This window comes from Parafrankia sp. BMG5.11 (genome assembly GCF_004337455.1).
This window is the reverse complement of the sequence record NZ_SJXI01000004.1, coordinates 42247-57416: the sequence shown is the minus strand read 5'-3', so window position 1 is coordinate 57416 and position 15170 is coordinate 42247. Positions and strand designations below refer to the sequence as shown.

Annotated in this window: 13 protein-coding genes; 9 read left to right on the top strand and 4 right to left on the bottom strand. The window is 71.3% G+C overall.

Going from position 1 to position 15170, the window contains the following annotated elements:
- Window positions 1–701: 701 nt before the first annotated feature.
- The gene (locus tag E0504_RS04440) at window positions 702–1523 is read right to left on the bottom strand and encodes a siderophore-interacting protein (RefSeq protein ID WP_131622101.1); all 822 of its coding nucleotides are present in this window, start codon (window positions 1521–1523) and stop codon (window positions 702–704) included.
- A gap of 277 nt (window positions 1524–1800) precedes the next feature.
- Here E0504_RS04440 and E0504_RS04435 point away from each other — a divergent pair, with 277 nt between their 5' ends.
- Window positions 1801–2331 carry a pyridoxamine 5'-phosphate oxidase family protein gene (locus E0504_RS04435; RefSeq protein ID WP_112107236.1) on the top strand — a complete coding sequence of 177 codons (531 nt, stop codon included), beginning with the start codon at window positions 1801–1803 and terminating at the stop codon, window positions 2329–2331.
- 108 nt (window positions 2332–2439) lie between these two features.
- Entirely contained in the window at window positions 2440–3153 is a 714-nt protein-coding gene (locus E0504_RS04430; RefSeq protein WP_373693862.1) for an NADPH-dependent F420 reductase, read from the top strand.
- Between the two features lie 176 nt (window positions 3154–3329).
- Here E0504_RS04430 and E0504_RS04425 read toward each other — a convergent pair whose 3' ends face one another.
- Entirely contained in the window at window positions 3330–4616 is a 1287-nt protein-coding gene (locus tag E0504_RS04425) for a DUF1214 domain-containing protein (protein ID WP_112107240.1), read from the bottom strand.
- Between the two features lie 407 nt (window positions 4617–5023).
- Between E0504_RS04425 and E0504_RS04420 the strand changes: the two genes are divergently transcribed.
- Window positions 5024–6577, top strand: coding sequence for an MFS transporter (locus E0504_RS04420; protein WP_131622099.1), 1554 nt, complete (start codon window positions 5024–5026; stop codon window positions 6575–6577).
- A gap of 97 nt (window positions 6578–6674) precedes the next feature.
- Here the strand turns inward: E0504_RS04420 and E0504_RS04415 are convergent, their stop codons facing one another.
- Window positions 6675–7241, bottom strand: a complete 567-nt coding sequence (locus E0504_RS04415; protein WP_071062980.1) for a TetR family transcriptional regulator — start codon at window positions 7239–7241, stop codon at window positions 6675–6677.
- 102 nt (window positions 7242–7343) lie between these two features.
- Here E0504_RS04415 and E0504_RS04410 point away from each other — a divergent pair, with 102 nt between their 5' ends.
- The 5 genes from E0504_RS04410 (at window position 7344) to E0504_RS04390 (ending at window position 12822) form a co-directional block, all read left to right on the top strand.
- Complete coding sequence (locus E0504_RS04410; RefSeq protein ID WP_131622097.1) at window positions 7344–8240, top strand: SDR family oxidoreductase; 897 nt, start codon at window positions 7344–7346, stop codon at window positions 8238–8240.
- Between the two features lie 189 nt (window positions 8241–8429).
- Window positions 8430–9680 carry a cytochrome P450 gene (locus E0504_RS04405; protein WP_131622095.1) on the top strand — a complete coding sequence of 417 codons (1251 nt, stop codon included), beginning with the start codon at window positions 8430–8432 and terminating at the stop codon, window positions 9678–9680.
- A 42-nt stretch (window positions 9681–9722) separates the two neighbouring features.
- A complete protein-coding gene (locus E0504_RS04400; RefSeq protein WP_131622094.1) occupies window positions 9723–10514 on the top strand; it encodes a dienelactone hydrolase family protein in 792 nt (263 codons plus the stop codon).
- A gap of 207 nt (window positions 10515–10721) precedes the next feature.
- Window positions 10722–11867 (top strand): thiolase family protein, encoded by a 1146-nt coding sequence (locus E0504_RS04395; protein ID WP_112107244.1) that lies wholly within the window; start codon window positions 10722–10724, stop codon window positions 11865–11867.
- A 166-nt stretch (window positions 11868–12033) separates the two neighbouring features.
- Window positions 12034–12822: an NUDIX hydrolase gene (locus tag E0504_RS04390; protein ID WP_112107247.1), complete on the top strand. Its 789-nt coding sequence runs from the start codon at window positions 12034–12036 to the stop codon at window positions 12820–12822.
- Here E0504_RS04390 and E0504_RS04385 read toward each other — a convergent pair.
- Window positions 12803–13276, bottom strand: coding sequence for a MarR family winged helix-turn-helix transcriptional regulator (locus E0504_RS04385; protein WP_112107249.1), 474 nt, complete (start codon window positions 13274–13276; stop codon window positions 12803–12805). The genes E0504_RS04390 and E0504_RS04385 overlap by 20 nt on opposite strands.
- Before the next feature lie 151 nt (window positions 13277–13427).
- On the opposite strand from E0504_RS04385, the gene E0504_RS04380 reads away from it, so the two are divergent.
- A complete protein-coding gene (locus tag E0504_RS04380) occupies window positions 13428–15149 on the top strand; it encodes a DHA2 family efflux MFS transporter permease subunit (RefSeq protein ID WP_131622092.1) in 1722 nt (573 codons plus the stop codon).
- Window positions 15150–15170 lie beyond the last annotated feature (21 nt).

The following is a 15170-nucleotide window of genomic DNA, read 5'->3' as shown; positions in this document are numbered from 1 at the left end:
TATCGCGCGCAAGTAGTCCGATCGGCGGCTCGGTCTCGCCACCCAGGGCGAGATAGGTGTGGCGCCGCGGAATCGTGAGGGCGCTCGCGGCGCGCGGCGGTCAAGCTCTCGATCTTCGGCCCTGCGTCGACGGTCCGGCAGCGAAATCACGATCGGTGAACCGACAGGCCATCGATTATCTTGGAAGCAAGAACCGCAGGTAGAGCACCTGATTGCAGTGGGTTCCAAATGTAGGGCTTGACCACTCCGGCCGTTGGCGGCTGACATGGTCGGAGAAGGGAATGTTTTTCTGGACGGGCCCGTTCGGCGCGACGCTCGTCACCCGTCCGCATTCATATGTCGAACCGCGGTACAACTCCGGTGCGGCGGGAGAGGGCGGCGATGAATCATCGGGAAAGACCACCTCGGGGTGGAACATCACCCACGACAAACAACCGCCCTTCTGACCCCGACCGCACCCGAACCCGGACCGCGAGGGTTCCCTGCCGGGCATGGTGCACCCAGGCTGAGGCGGCTGTGACAGCCGCCGCCGTACCGCGCGGCGGCCCTCGGACCCCGCGCCCGTCGCACCTGCTGACGGTAATCAGCCGTTGAGAGTCCGTACTGCTGCCGATCGCCATGTCTGCTCGGCCGGCGCCGGAACCTGCCTGGCGCGTCCGCGCCGCAGAGCCGATCTTCGTGGACGCGGCTTCAGATCGGCGCTAGATCTGGCCGATGGGCTCGCGCTTCTCGGCCTGGAACCGGTCCTCGGTGCGGCCGGCGGCCCAGTACGCGGAGATCGAGAGCCGTTCGCGGGGCACCCCGCGATCCACGGTGAGCAGGCGTCGGGCGGCTTTGACGGTGCCTCGCTCGCCGTGCACGAACACCTGTGGCGTTCCGGTGGGCCAGGGCAGCTCGCGCAGCGCGTCGACGAGTGGGTCGACGTCCGCCACCGCCGTCTCCCGGTGCAGCCAGCGCAGGTTGACACCGTCGGGCCGGGGGATGGGGATCTCGTACTTCGCGGAGTCGACGAGCAGGATCACCGCTCCCGTCGCCTCGGCGGGCATCGCGGCCAGGGCTGAGGTGGTGGAGGGGATCACGGTCTCGTCGCCGGCCAGCAGGTGCCAGTCGGCGGCCGGGTCCGGGCGGTAGGCGCCTCCGGCGCCGCTGAGGACGAGCAGGTCGCCGACCTCGGCGCCCGCGGCCCAGGGCCCGGCGATGCCCTCGTCACCGTGCACGATGAAGTCGATGGCCAGCCGGCGGGTGTCGGGGTCGGCCCAGCGGACGGTGTAGGTCCGGGTCGCGGGCAGCTTCTCCGGGTGCTCGGCCCGCAGCGCGGCGAGGTCGTACGGTGGCTCCAGGCCGTGCGCCGGATCGGCGAAGAAGATCTTCACGTACTTGTCGGTGAACGCGTTGTCGTTGTAGGCATCGAATCCGGGGCCGCCGAGGACGACGCGGACGATGCCGGGGTTGATCCAACGCTTCTCCTGGATGGCGAGAACCGCCTGCGTTCGAACGGGCCGGGTGCGACCAGTCGTGGCCATGGTCCTGACCTCCTTCGTCGCCGGCCGGGCCGCCGGAGACTTTGAATGAAGGTAAGCCTAACCTGACCAAACTGCCGGTGTCGCTCGGGCGTCGGCGACGCGCAGATCACTGAAGGTCACGGACTCCCTGCCGGGCGCTCGCCCGCGTGGGTGACCGGTCTGGAGCAGCGGGTCTGAAACGACGGGTCTGGAGCGGCCGGTCGGGGATGGCGGGCCTGGAACGGCCGGCCTGGAACGTAAGCGATGAGTTTCGGGGCCGGGCGCGGTCCATGTGTCCATGGACGCAACCAACCTTGCCGACCTCTACGACCTCCCGCTGCTGGACTGGGCATCCGTCCAGGCCCGCCTCGACGCCGGGATCACCCAGGCCCCCGGCTCCGGCGGACCCGACCGGCATACCTGCTGGCTGACCACGATCAATCCGGACGGCGCCCCGCACGTCACGGGCATCGGTGCCCTGTTCGCCGACGGCTGCTTCTGGTTCGAGACGGGGGAGCGCACCCGTAAGGCCAGGAACCTCGCGCGCGATCCGCGCTGCGCGCTGAGCGTGGCCACCGCCGAGTTCGATGTCGTGCTCGAGGGGCGGGCGAGCCGGGTCACCGATCCGGTGACCGTGGCGGCGATGGCCGAACGCTGGGCCGCCGAGGGCTGGCCGGCCCGGGTGGACGAGTCGGGACAGGCCCTCACGGCCGAGTTCAGCGCTCCCTCGGCCGGCCCGCCACCCTGGTTCGTGTACCAGGTCGGACCGACGACCGCCACCGCGCTGCGGACTGTCGAGCCGGGTGGCGCCACCCGCTGGCGGTTCTGACCCCGCCGCACCGGTGCCCCGTGGCAGCAGGATCAGCGCCGGTCGGGAGAACGCCGCCGCCGGTAACTCGTTGGCGCGTGAACGGGAACACGCCGCCCGCGGGCGAGGTTGCAGCGGCCGCCGGTCGAGGCGCGGTGTTCGAGCTGTCGGAGGGGTCCAACAATGCAGATCGGGATTATCGGGGCAGGTCAGATCGGTGGGACGCTGACGCGGCGGCTGGCCGCGCTGGGCCATCAGGTGCGGGTGGCCAACTCCCGGGATCCGGAGACCCTGGCCGACCTCGCTCAGGAGACCGGGGCGACGGCTGTCTGGGCGTCGGAAGCCGCCGACGGCGCGGATCTCGTCATCATCAGCATCCCGCAGAAGCGCGTCCCGGATCTTGCGGCGGGGATTCTCAAGGGCGCGAAGCCCGGAGCCCCGGTGATCGAGACGAACAACTACTACCCGCAGCAACGGGACGGACTCATCGCCGCGATCGAGGCGGGCACCCCGGAGAGCGTGTGGGTCGCCGAGCAGATCGGCTCACCGGTGATAAAGGTGTTCAACGGGATCTGGTGGAAGCACCTGCTGGAGTCCGGCCGGCCGAAGGGCGCCGAGGGCCGCATCGCGCTGCCGGTCGCGGGCGCGGGCGGGCCGGGGAAGCAGACGGTCTTCGACCTGGTCGACCACCTGGGCTTCGACCCGGTCGACGGTGGCCCGTTGGAGGAATCATGGCGTCAGCAGCCCGGCACGCCGGTGTACGGCAAGGACCTCGGGGCCGCGGCCGCCATCGAGGCGCTGGCCGCCGCGTCCCCTGTTCGCCCGGAGGAGTTCCGCGCCTGACGAGGCCCGACGACGCCTGACGAGGATGCCGCCTTGATGCGGATCTTCGCCGGGCGAGGTGGCGGAGCCGGGGGCCTGGGTGGGCCCCCGGCATCGGCCGGCGGCGGCGCCCGCATTCCGGATACCGCGGTCCGGATGTGTAGGAAGCCGAATCCGGCCGGCGGGATTCGCCGGCCCTACAGGGTCCGCTTGTTGTATCCCTCGACCCGCGCGGCCAGCTGCGCCGCGCGCTGCTCGGGCGTGACGCGGGGGAGATCCGGCAACGCGTCCACCTCGGAGAGCGAGACGACCTTGAACTCGCGCACGAGGGTGCTCGTGTCGATCGTTGCGCCGGCCGGCGCCGCCTGCCACCGGATCAGCCCGAGTCCTTCGGCGAGACCGGTCGTGTCGAGCCAGTTGGCGACGCCGGGGTCCTCGTGTGACAGCACGAAGGTGAAGGTGCCGTCCGGATTCGGCGCGGTCTGGCCCCGGTTGAGGGAAACCTGGGCCTGCTTGCCGTTCGCGCTGATCATCCAGGGGTCCATCATCTGGAAGCCGGTGTAGGCGGCACCGATCGGATCGGTGGTGACGATGATGGCCTGGTCCGCGGCGAGGTCCCAGCTGAGCGCCGCCATGAAGCCCGCCATGCTGCCGTTGCGGCCCTGAGCGGGCGTGATCTTGTTGCCCTTGAGGCCGCCGAACCAGAGTTCCGGGAACTTCGCCCAGAAGCGGACGTAGGGCGGAAGATCGCGGAGGGCGGCCTTCCCGATCTCCTCGGGATCGAAGGTGCCGGGCGGCACGTCGTCGAGCGGGCGCAGCTCCATGCGGGACGGGCGCTGATCCCAGTCGGCGAGCATGTCGCGGGAACCGAGGGTCAGCCTGCCCGGAGCCGACAGCAGGTGCACCGGGCTCTCCGGTTCCGGGCCGATGGTGATGCGGAACGACCCGTCGGCGGCGATCTGCAGATCACGGTCGGTGATGCTGGCGAGCGGCGTCAGGTCCGACTTGTTGAGATCGATCGGCGGGGGACTGACCTTGTTTCCCCGGTGCAGCTCGATGTTGAGCTGCGCGGGCCGCCGCGCCAGGTCGAACTGGCCGACGACCTCGTAGCGCCGGTCTCCCTCGAGGAAGGTGGTGCGGTAGAGCGCGTCGGGATTGTCTCCCGAGGTTCCGACACCGGGAAGCGTGTGGCCGAGCCATTCACGCGGCGTGTCATCCGTTCCCCACACCGGCGCGGGGGTCGGCAGAAAGTTCCCGATCTCGGCCATGACGAGCGAATTCGTCCACTGCGACATCGCCTCGTCAAGGGTGGCCGCGCCCGACTTCGTCTGCCCCCTGGGTGTCGCCGCCAGCTCGGCGTAAAGCTCCGCCCGCACGTTCTTCAGGGCAGGGTCGTCGAGCAGTTGGAGGAGGGTCTCCTCGGCGAGGATCTGCGCGGGCGTCGCGAGCACCGGTCGAGTGTCCGGGTCACCGGCGAATGTCATCGTGACGACTCCTGTCGGGTGCTTTCCATATATGTCACCTATCCCGATTGGGAATATTTAGTGACAGCATAATGCCACCAATGTGGGTGGACCGCAACGCCTGGCTGCTCCCGGGCCGATGGGATGGGCTCCCGGCGTCCGGCCGCGGCCGTGTGGGCGTGTCCGCTCTGGCGTAGGGGAGTCCGCGCCGGGGTGGCCGGCGGGGCGTCTGCCCCGCTGTCGGATCGGCTCCCGCTGTCGGCCGGCCCGGGGTCGGGGTCGGTCCGGGTTCCGGGCCGTCGCGCCCCGTGGGCTGGAACGGGCGTCGCTGTGCGGAGTGTGACCGACGCCGCCCGGTCATGCACTGACATTCGCTTCATATGCATGATACATATATTTGTATCGTGCAACGAATGTTGGGAGGAGGCATGGCCTCCATCGAGAACACCGGCCACAACGACTCGGCCACCGCCCACCGGGCGGACGGCGCACTGCCCGTCAACGCGATCATCGCCGTCCTGGGCGCCGTGGGCATCGTCGTCGCGATGACGCAGACCCTGATGGTGCCGCTGATCCCGGTACTGCCGTCGCTGCTGCACACGAACGCGTCGGACGCGTCCTGGGTGATCACGGCGACCCTGCTCGCCGCGTCGGTCGCGAACCCGGTGTTCGGCCGGCTCGGTGACCTCTACGGCAAGCGGCGCATGCTGTTCGTCTCCGGGTTCCTGCTCGGCTTCGGCTCCCTGGTCTGTGCCCTGGTCGACACCCTCGTGCCGATGGTCGTCGGCCGGGCGATGCAGGGCCTCGGGCTGGCGATCATCCCGCTGGGCATCAGCATCATGCGTGACCTGCTGCCGGCGAAGCGGCTGATCCCGGCGATGGCGCTGATGAGCTCCTCCCTCGGGATCGGTGGCGCCCTCGGCCTGCCGCTCGCCGCCGCGATCGCCCAGCAGACGAACTGGCACGTGCTGTTCTGGGGTTCGACCGTGGCCGTCGTCGCGCTGATGATCCTGGTCTGGCGGGTCGTTCCCGAGTCGCCGGTGCGCGGCACGGGCCGGTTCGACCTGTCCGGGGCGGTCCTGCTCTCCGGTGGGCTCGTCGCGCTGCTGCTCGCGGTGTCGAAGGGCAGCACCTGGGGCTGGACCAGCATCACCACCCTCGGCCTGGGCGGAACGGCCGCGGCCTTCCTCGTGGCGTGGGCCTGGTGGGAGACCCGCGTCGAGGCGCCCCTGGTGGACCTGCGCACCACGATCCGGCGCCCCGTGCTGCTGACGAACCTCGCCTCGGTCATGCTCGGCTTCGCGATGTACACGATGTCGCTGATCGGCCCGCAGCTGCTGCAGCTGCCGAAGGCCACCGGGCACGGGCTCGGCCAGTCGCTGCTCGCCACCGGCCTGTGGATGGCCCCCGCGGGCCTGGTGATGATGGCCGTCTCGCCCATCGCCGGCCGGCTGATCACGGTGCGCGGCCCGAAGGTGGCGCTACTCGCCGGCTCGGCCGTGATCTCCGCCGGCTACTTCCTCGCCATCGGCCTCACCGGCAGCCCGCTCGGAGTCCTGCTCGTCAGCGTTGTGACCAGCATCGGTGTCGGTCTGGCCTACGCCGCCATGCCCACCCTGATCATGCAGGCCGTCCCGGCCTCGGAGGGCGCCTCGGCGAACGGTCTCAACACCCTCATGCGCTCCATCGGGACGTCCACCGCGAGCGCGGTGATCGGTGTCGTCCTGGCGAACATGACCGTCACCTTCGGCTCGGCCCAGGTGCCGTCCCTCGCCGGTATGCACATCGGATTCCTGATCGGCGCCAGCGCCGCCCTCGTCGCCTGCCTGGTCGCCATCGCCATTCCCGGCCGCCTGGCCCCGACACCGGACGTCGCCTCGAAGCCCGAGGTGGCCCTGAAGTCGGACGTCGTTCTCCCGGCGCCCCGCCCGTCGTCGCCGCGGACGGCCGAGCCGGCGACGGCAGCCGTCTCCGCCCGCTGACCGGGGCCGGCGACCGCCAACCCACGGAATAACGGGAATCCTGGCAGCGAGATCACGGTGGGTGAGCGCGGCGAGGTGCCGGCCGTGCCTCGCCCCGTCAGCTGGCAGCTGTGAGGGCCTTCAACTGTTCCAGCGACTCGCGCATGATCGTGGCCAGGCCCCGGTCGGTCGGCTCGCCGACCCAACGCTCGAACGCCACCCGGAAGACGGCGATCCCCGCCTCCGCGGCCAGGCTGGCGTCCGAGTCGGCGACGCCGCGCCGGCGCAGACCCGCGGCGAGGGCACCGGACAGTGACGCCATTTTGATCAGTTCGCGTTCACGCAGCTCCGCGTTGGCGGCGATGACGGACTGGCGCCGCCGGGAGAACTCGCGCCGCTGGCCGAGCATCGTCGCCGCCGCGTCGAGGGCGGCCGCGACGGCCTCCATCGGCGACGCGGAGGCGGGGGTGCTCTCGAGCGCGGCGATCAGGTGCTCCTCCAGGATGGCCGAGCCGGCGAAGAGCACCTCGCGCTTGTCGGCGAAGTAGCGGAAGAACGTCCGGGCGGTGAGCCCCGCCCGCTGGGCGATCTCGGCGACGGTCGTCTGCTCGAAGCCGCGCTCGACGTAGAGCTCCATCGCCGCCTCGCTGAGCCGGCCGCTCGCGTTCGGCTCCCATCGCCCCATGCGGCGATTCTAGTGATGACACACGCTGACATGGCCTGCTAGGGTCATGTCATCAAGTGACATCACGTCTGCCCCGCGGCGGACGGCCCTCTGGAGGTCCTCATGCGCATCTTCGTCACCGGCGCATCCGGGTGGATCGGCTCGGCTGTCATCCCCGAACTCCGCGACGCCGGCCACCAGGTCGTCGGCCTCGCCCGCTCGGACACCGCCGCGGCCACCGTGAGCGCGCTCGGCGCCGAGGTGCTGCGCGGCGGTCTCGACGACCCCGACAGCCTGCGCGCCGGCGCGGCCGGGTCCGACGGAGTCGTCCACCTTGCCTACGTCCACGACTTCTCCCGCATCGCGCAGGCGGCGCAGACCGACCTGCAGGCGATCGAAGCGCTCGGCGCGGCGCTCGAGGGCAGCGGCCGCCCGCTCCTCATCGCCTCGGGCACGCTTGGGCTCACGGTCGGACGGGTCGGAACGGAGCGGGACAGCGCCGACCCGGGCGTCCACCCGCGGATCGCCAGTGCGCATGCGGCGCTGGCGTACGCCGAGCAGGGCGTGCGGACCTCGGTCGTGCGCTTCGCCCCGACGGTCCACGGCGCCGGCGATCACGGCTTCGTCGCCACCCTGGTCGCGATCGCCCGGGAGCACGGCGTCTCCGGCTACATCGGCGACGGCGAGAACCGGTGGCCGGCGGTCCACCGCCTCGACGCCGCGCACCTAGTCAGCCTCGCCGTGGACGGCGCCCCCGCCGGCTCGGTGCTGCATGCGGTCGCGGAGGAGGGCGTGCCCATCCGCGCCGTCGCGGAGGCGATCGGCCGCGGCCTCGGCGTCCCGGTGGTCTCCGTGCCCGCCGAGCGGGCCGGCGACCACTTCGGCTGGCTCGCCCCGTTCCTCGCGGCGGACTGCCCCGCCTCCAACCACCTGACCAGCGAGCTGCTGAGCTGGAAGCCGACCCGGCAGGGCCTCGTCGAGGACCTCGACCAGGGCCACTACTTCCAGACGTCCAGCTGATCCTTCCGGTCCGTCCCGCGGTGAGCCGGACGGGGAGTTCCCGCAGCCCGTATTCGTGCAAGATTCCGTGCATGAAATGGGCTACGCTGCGCCTGACGAGACGCGAGCGCCGTGGGCCCGGCCCTGCCATCCATCGTGATCCGCGCGTTCGTGTCCTCCGCCCCTCTTCGTGACCGTCTGGAGCCGGCTGTGACGACTACCGAACTTCCCAAGTGCCCGATGGACCCGACTCGTGACGACCGCAAGTCGGCGGCGCTCGCCGCGCAGCGGGTGCGCGCAGATGCCGGGGCGCGCGTCGTCGGCAGCTTCGACTTCGGCCGGGCCATCCTGCGCAGCGCGACGATGCTGCAGGCCGGAGCCGGCTCCGAGCAGGTGAAGGTGGGCGGCGACGAGCACGGCCCGGTCTTCTTCCTCGACGGCGAGGAGCACCGGCGGCGGCGGACGGCGATCGCGCGCTTCTTCACGCCCAAGGCCATCAGCACCCGCCATCGCCTGGTCATGGAGCGGACGTCCGACGAGCTCCTCGCCCGGTTACGGGCGAAGGGCAGCGGGCAGCTCGACGAGCTGAGCTACCAGCTCGCCGTCGCCGTGGCGGCGGAGATCGTCGGCCTGACGGACAGCAACCAGGTCGCGATGGCGCGGCGCATCCAGGCGACCCTGCTCGGCACCCGGCTGCGGGGGATGCATCCCGTGATCCGCGTCGGGGCCCAGGCGTTGACCGCGGTCCACGCGATGCGGTTCTTCCTGCGGGACGTGCGCCCCGCGATCAGGTCGCGGCGGCGGGAGCGGCGGGACGACGTCATCTCGCACCTGATCGACGAGGGCTACCCCGACAAGGCGATCCTCATCGAGTGCATGACCTACGCGGTCGCCGGGATGGTGACCACCCGTGAGTTCATCGTGATGGTGGCCTGGCACCTGTTCGACGACGACGAGCTCCGCGCCCGGTTCGCGGCGGGCGACGAGGCCGACCAGACCGCGATCATCGAGGAGATCCTGCGCCTCGAGCCGGTCGCCGCCATGCTGCACCGGCGCGCGACCCAGGACTCCGACCTCGGGGTGGGCTCCGTCAAGGAGGGCGAGCTGCTCGCCGTGAGCATCCGGGCCGCGAACGTCGACCCGGAGACGGTCGGGGAGTGCCCGCACGCACTCGACCCGGACCGGGCCCGGCGGCTGAAGGCGGTCGGCTCCTACATGAGCTTCGGTGACGGCAGCCACCGCTGCCCCGGCGCGCAGGTGGCGATCAACGAGACCCGCGTGTTCCTGGACCGGCTGATGCGCCTGCCCGACCTCCGGCTCGCGCGAACCCCGGACATGACCTGGTGCGACGGGCTGATGAGCTACGAGCTGCGCGGCGCGACGGTGACCTGCTCCCGGGATCTCACCCCGGCGGCGCACGGAACCGGCCAGGATGCTGGTCCGGACGGCGAACGGACCTGACCCGGTCGGACGTCGGGGCGCCGGGCGAGAGCTGGAGGGCGCGTGTACACGGCCGACATCGAGTACACGTACGAGGGCCTGCGGCTGGTCGGCGCGCTGGCTTTGGACGACACGGTGTCCGGCCCCCGCCCGGCGGTGCTGCTCTGCCACGGGGGCACGGGGCTCGGCGACCAGGTCAGGCACTGGACGCGGCGGGTGGCCGGGCTCGGCTGCGTGGCGTTCGCCCTCGACTGTTACGGCGGGGGCAGGGAGTTACCGCCCGCGGACCTCGGCCCCCGCTTCGCCGAGCTGAGCGCCGCCCCCGCGCGGGCACGGGCGATCGGCCGGGCCGGGCTCGACGTCCTGCGTTCCCACGAGGCGGCGGACCCGGCCAGGGTGGCGGCCGTCGGATTCTGCATGGGCGGCACCCTCGCCCTGGACCTCGCCAGGGACGGGGAGGACCTCAAGGCGGTCGTCGCGTTTCACGCCGATCTCGCCACGCCTCGGCCGGAGGACGCCGGGAACATCACCGGTCGGGTGCTGGTGTGCGCCGGCACCGACGACCCGTTCGTCCCGCTCGAGCAACGTCTCGCGTTCGAACGGGAGATGTGCGCCGCGGGGGTCGACTGGCGGATGATCCTGCACGGGGGAGTGGCCCACGGGTTCACGAACCCGGCCTTCGGCGGCACCCGCCCCGGGATCCGGTACGACGGGCGGGCCGCCGAGCGGTCGTGGCGCGCGATGGTCGACCTGTTCGAGGAGGAGCTCGGTACCCGGATTACCCCGTGCCAGCCAGGCGTTCAGCACGGTGAGGAGGCTCGGCGCGGCCGGGCGGAGGATGGCCGCGGAGAGTAAGGGAGTGTACGTTTACTTTCCAGCGGTTTGCCGTCATGCCGGCTGCTACGGGCGTCACGATCGCTTCACGTCGCGCGCGCCGGACGGGTGGTGGGATCCTGCGCGCGGATGGCGGGCGTGACGGCATCGCGGGCGCCATGATCTTCAATGCGGGATCCTCGGTGAGAACCCGGCGAGTAGTTGTACCGACTGTGAGGAGCGACTGTCATGCGTGACGCGGTGATCGTGGAGGCCCTTCGCACGCCGACCGGCAAGCGCAATGGTTCCCTGTCAGGTGTGCATCCGACGGATCTTTCGGCGCACGTGCTGGCGAGCCTCGCCGAGCGGGCCGGCGTCGATCCGGCTCTGGTGGACGACGTGGTGTGGGGCTGTGTCGGCCAGGTGGGCGAGCAGACCTTCGACATCGCCCGCAACGCCGCGCTCGGCGCCGGCTGGCCGGAGACCGTCACCGGCGTGACCGTCGACCGCCAGTGCGGCTCGGGCCAGCAGGCGGTGCACTTCGCCGCCGCCGGGCTGATCGCGGGGCAGTACGACGTGGTCGTCGCCGGCGGCGTCGAGTCGATGTCCCGGGTGCCGATGGGCTCCTCCCTGATGGACAAGGTCCCCTTCGGCGAGCGGTACCTGGCCCGCTACAACGGCGCCTTCCCGGACCAGGGCATCGGCGCCGAGATGATCGCGGAGCGCTGGGGCCTGTCGCGGACCCAGCTCGACGAGTTCGCGCTGCTCTCCCACGAGCGGGCGGCGGCGGCGCAGGACGACGGCCGCTTCGACGAGCAGATCATCCCGGTCACCCTGGCCGACGGCACCGTGGCCAGCAAGGACGAGGGCATCCGCCGCGGCGGCACGGTCGAGGGCCTCGCCCAGCTCAGGACGGCTTTCAAGCCGGACGGCGTGATCACCGCGGCGAACTCGTCCCAGATCTCCGACGGCTCGTCGGCGCTGCTGATGACGACCAGCGAGAAGGCCGCCGAGCTGGGCCTGCGCCCGGTCGCCCGGGTGCACACCGCCGTCCTCGCCGGCACCGACCCGGTGATCATGCTGACCGCGCCGATCCCCGCCACCCAGAAGGTGCTGGCGAAGTCCGGCCTGAAGCTCGACGACATCGGTGCCTTCGAGGTCAACGAGGCGTTCGCCTCCGTGCCCCTCGCCTGGCTGGCCGACATCGGCGCCGACCCGAAGGCCCTGAACCCGAACGGCGGCGCGATCGCCCTCGGCCACCCGCTCGGGGGCTCCGGCACCCGGCTCATGACCACCCTGATCTACCACATGCGCGACAACGGGATCCGCTACGGCCTGCAGACCATGTGCGAGGGTGGCGGCCAGGCGAACGCCACCATCCTCGAGCTGCTCTGACCCTGAGCTGCTCTGACCCTGAGCTGGTCGAACCCTGAGCTGCTCTGACCCACCAACCCGTCGCGGTCGGGCCGGCACCTGTCAGCCCGATCGCGACAGCTCGGGCACCCGGTGACCGCGCCGGTCGTCCCGTTGCGCCTCTCTCCTGGCGTGCCAGCATGGTCCGGTGAGCGAACCGTCCCCGCGGCCTGCCGGCATCGAGCTCCTTGACGTTCATCGGCTCCGCCTGGTCGAAACCGCCCCGCCTCGGCTGTCACCTGAGGACCGGCTGGCCGTGAACCGCGTGTGGGACGAGGCGGTCCAGGCCAATCCCAGCCTTTTCGACGGGCCGGTGGTGGCGTGCGCCGGACTGGACTGGGACGGGCCACACCGCCTGGTCCTCGCCTGGGCGAGGACGACGTACCGGTTCCACGGCCTGCGTCGACTCCCCGGCGCCAGCTCGCGGCTGTCATCCCTCCTGTTCGTCGGCGTCGTGCAGCCGACCGACGACGAGCGCCTGCTGGTAGGGCGGATGGCGCAGTGGACGGCTTCTGCCGGTCGCTGGCAGCTGCCGGGTGGATCCGTCGAACCGCCCGATGACCACGAGCCCCTCGACGTGGCCGCGCTGCGCCGACATGCCGCTCGGGAACTGGTCGAGGAGACCGGCATCGACGTACCCCTCGAGGACCTGACGCTGTGGCTGGTCATTCGAGGGGAGGACGGCGACGTCGGCGCCCTGTTCCTTGCTCCGCGCAGACCCGCGTCCCTGCTGCGCGAGCAGTTCGACGCCCTCGTATCCGCGGAGACGGCACTGGGTAGCGATCCGGAGCTGGACCAGATGGCCTTTGTTCGTTCTCCGGCCGATCTGGTGGCTCTCGATGGCCCCCAGGCGGACTATCTGGCACCGATCGTCCGTAGGTACGCAGGGGCAGCGCCCCGGCGCGACGCCCCGCCGGTCAGTCGCTCCTGGCCGTGAGGGGTCGGGGGCGCAGCGCGTCGGGGATGTCGGGTTCGGCGTCGAGGACGCGCTGGAGCAGGCTGAACAGCTGCTCGTGCTCGGCGGGGGAGAGAACGCCGAACGACACTGGCGGGACTGCCATGAGCTCCTGGGCCCGCGCCACCACGAGTCGGCCCTCGTCGGTGACCGTGACCGTCTTGGCCCGCCGGTCGGTCGGGTGGGGCTCACGCCGGGCCAGGCCGCGGCGTTCCAGGGTGTCCACCACGCTCGTCAGGTAGGACGGGTCGAAGCGGAACGCGCTGACCAGGTCGCGCATGGGCCGCGCCCCGGAGGACAGCACCAGCAGCATCTTGAGGGCGGCCGGGGTGAGTTCGACATCCTGGCAGATCTGGTGCAGTCGGTTGTGCCCCTCGCCGCCCATGACCAGGGCCTGCATGGCGCGCCAGGCCTCTCCCGCGGCCGATTCGATCACTCCTTGACGGTACCTGTTCGACAGCGCGCCGGTAAATCTTTAGTTCTGCCAACTATATATTTGACAGTACTCAACTATCGACGGATGCTAGGCCTCGACCAGGCCACCGGCGGAGCCGGTGGCCGTCCGTCGCCTCGCTCCGGGAGTACCTGTGTCCGATCAAGCACACGAAGCGGGGGCGGTGACCACCAGAGCCTCCGCACCGGTCGATGCCACCGAGATCGATGCCACCGAGATCGATCCGGCGCTGCGCCGCCTCGCGCTCACGGTCACCCTCGGCGCGATCATGGCCATCCTCGACACGACGATCGTGGCCGTCGCCATCAACACCCTCGGGCGGGACTTCAACGCCTCGCTGTCGACGATCTCCTGGGTGTCCACCGGCTACCTGCTGGCACTCGCCGTCGTCATCCCGCTGACCGGCTGGTCGGTCGAGCGGTTCGGCGCGACCCGGATGTGGAACATCTCGCTGGTGCTGTTCCTGGCCGGCAGCGCGCTGTGCGGTGCCGCCTGGTCGGCCGGCAGCCTGATCGTCTTCCGGGTGCTCCAGGGCCTCGGCGGCGGAATGATCATGCCGATCTGCATGACCCTGCTGGCCAGCGCCGCCGGCCCGCAGCGCATCGGCCGCGTCATGAACATCGTCGGTGTGCCGGCGCTGGTCGCCCCGATCCTCGGCCCGGTCATCGGCGGTCTGCTCGTCGACAACCTCGACTGGCGCTGGATCTTCTTCGTCAACCTGCCGATCGGCGCGGTCGCGCTGGTCGCGTCGTGGCGGGTGCTGCCGCGCGACGACCGCGGGCAGTCACATCACCGGCTCGACGTCCCCGGTCTGCTGCTGATCTCACCCGGCCTCGCGGCCCTCGTCTACGGCCTGTCCGAAGCCGGCTCGGGCGACGGCTTCGGCTCGCTGAAGGTCCAGATCAGCGTCGCCGCCGGCGTGGTCGCGCTGGCCGGCTTCGTCGTGCACGCCCTGCGCCGCGAGGGCGCGCTGCTCGACCTCCGCCTGTTCGGCGACCGCGTCTTCACCGTCGCCGGGGTGACCACGTTCATGGTCGGCGCCGGCCTGTTCGGCGGGATGTTCCTGCTGCCGCTGTACTTCCAGATCGCCCGAGGGCAGAGCGCGCTGGCCGCCGGCCTGTCGCTCGTCCCGCAGGGGGTCGGCGCGATGATCGGCATGCCGATCGCCGGGCGGATCGCCGACCGCCGCGGAGCCGGCTACGTCGTACCGGTCGGGATGGCCGTCTGCCTGCTCGGCACGATCGCGTTCACCCAGGTGGACGCGCACACCAACACCGTCGTGCTCGGGGCGCTGCTGTTCGTGCGCGGCCTGGGCTTCGGTGCCTCGATGATGCCGGCGATGAGCGCCGCCTACGTGACGCTGCGGCCCACCGCCGTGCCGCGGGCCACCACGACGCTCAACATCCTGCAACGGGTGGGCGGCTCGATCGCCACCGCCCTGCTCGCGGTGCAGCTCCAGCACGCGATCACCAGCCGGATCCCCGGCTCGGACGGCGGGGTGCTGAACGCCGCCGAGGGCACCGACCTGCCCGCGACGGTCGCGGACAAGATCGGCCATGCCTTCGGCGTCACGTTCTGGTGGGTCGTCGGCCTGACGGTGCTCGGCCTCATCTCCAGCATCTTCCTGCCCCGCCACGCCCCGAAGCCCACCAGCGCCCCCGCCCCCGCAGCCCCCGCCGCTACTGACGCCGCCGAGCGACCGGCCGGCGCTGTCGCTGCCACCGCGGTCGACGAGCGACCGCCCGCCGACGCGGTCGACGCCGTCGACGGGCCGGCCGGGGACGGGGAGGACGAGCCGGCCGCGGAGGGGGAGTACGTCCCGGTCGGCACTCCGGCACCTGATCCAGCCGTGTGACGGTGGCGGCAACTCGGCCGT

Bases quoted from the DNA above. Each gene is read 5' to 3' on its own strand.
- E0504_RS04395 (WP_112107244.1), top strand. From the start codon at position 10,722: ATGCGTGACGCGGTGATCGTGGAGGCCCTTCGCACGCCGACCGGCAAG.
- E0504_RS04440 (WP_131622101.1), bottom strand. From the start codon at position 1,523: ATGGCCACGACTGGTCGCACCCGGCCCGTTCGAACGCAGGCGGTTCTC.
- E0504_RS04415 (WP_071062980.1), bottom strand. From the start codon at position 7,241: ATGGGGCGATGGGAGCCGAACGCGAGCGGCCGGCTCAGCGAGGCGGCG.
- E0504_RS04420 (WP_131622099.1), top strand. From the start codon at position 5,024: ATGGCCTCCATCGAGAACACCGGCCACAACGACTCGGCCACCGCCCAC.
- E0504_RS04410 (WP_131622097.1), top strand. From the start codon at position 7,344: ATGCGCATCTTCGTCACCGGCGCATCCGGGTGGATCGGCTCGGCTGTC.
- E0504_RS04425 (WP_112107240.1), bottom strand. From the start codon at position 4,616: ATGACATTCGCCGGTGACCCGGACACTCGACCGGTGCTCGCGACGCCC.
- E0504_RS04435 (WP_112107236.1), top strand. From the start codon at position 1,801: ATGGACGCAACCAACCTTGCCGACCTCTACGACCTCCCGCTGCTGGAC.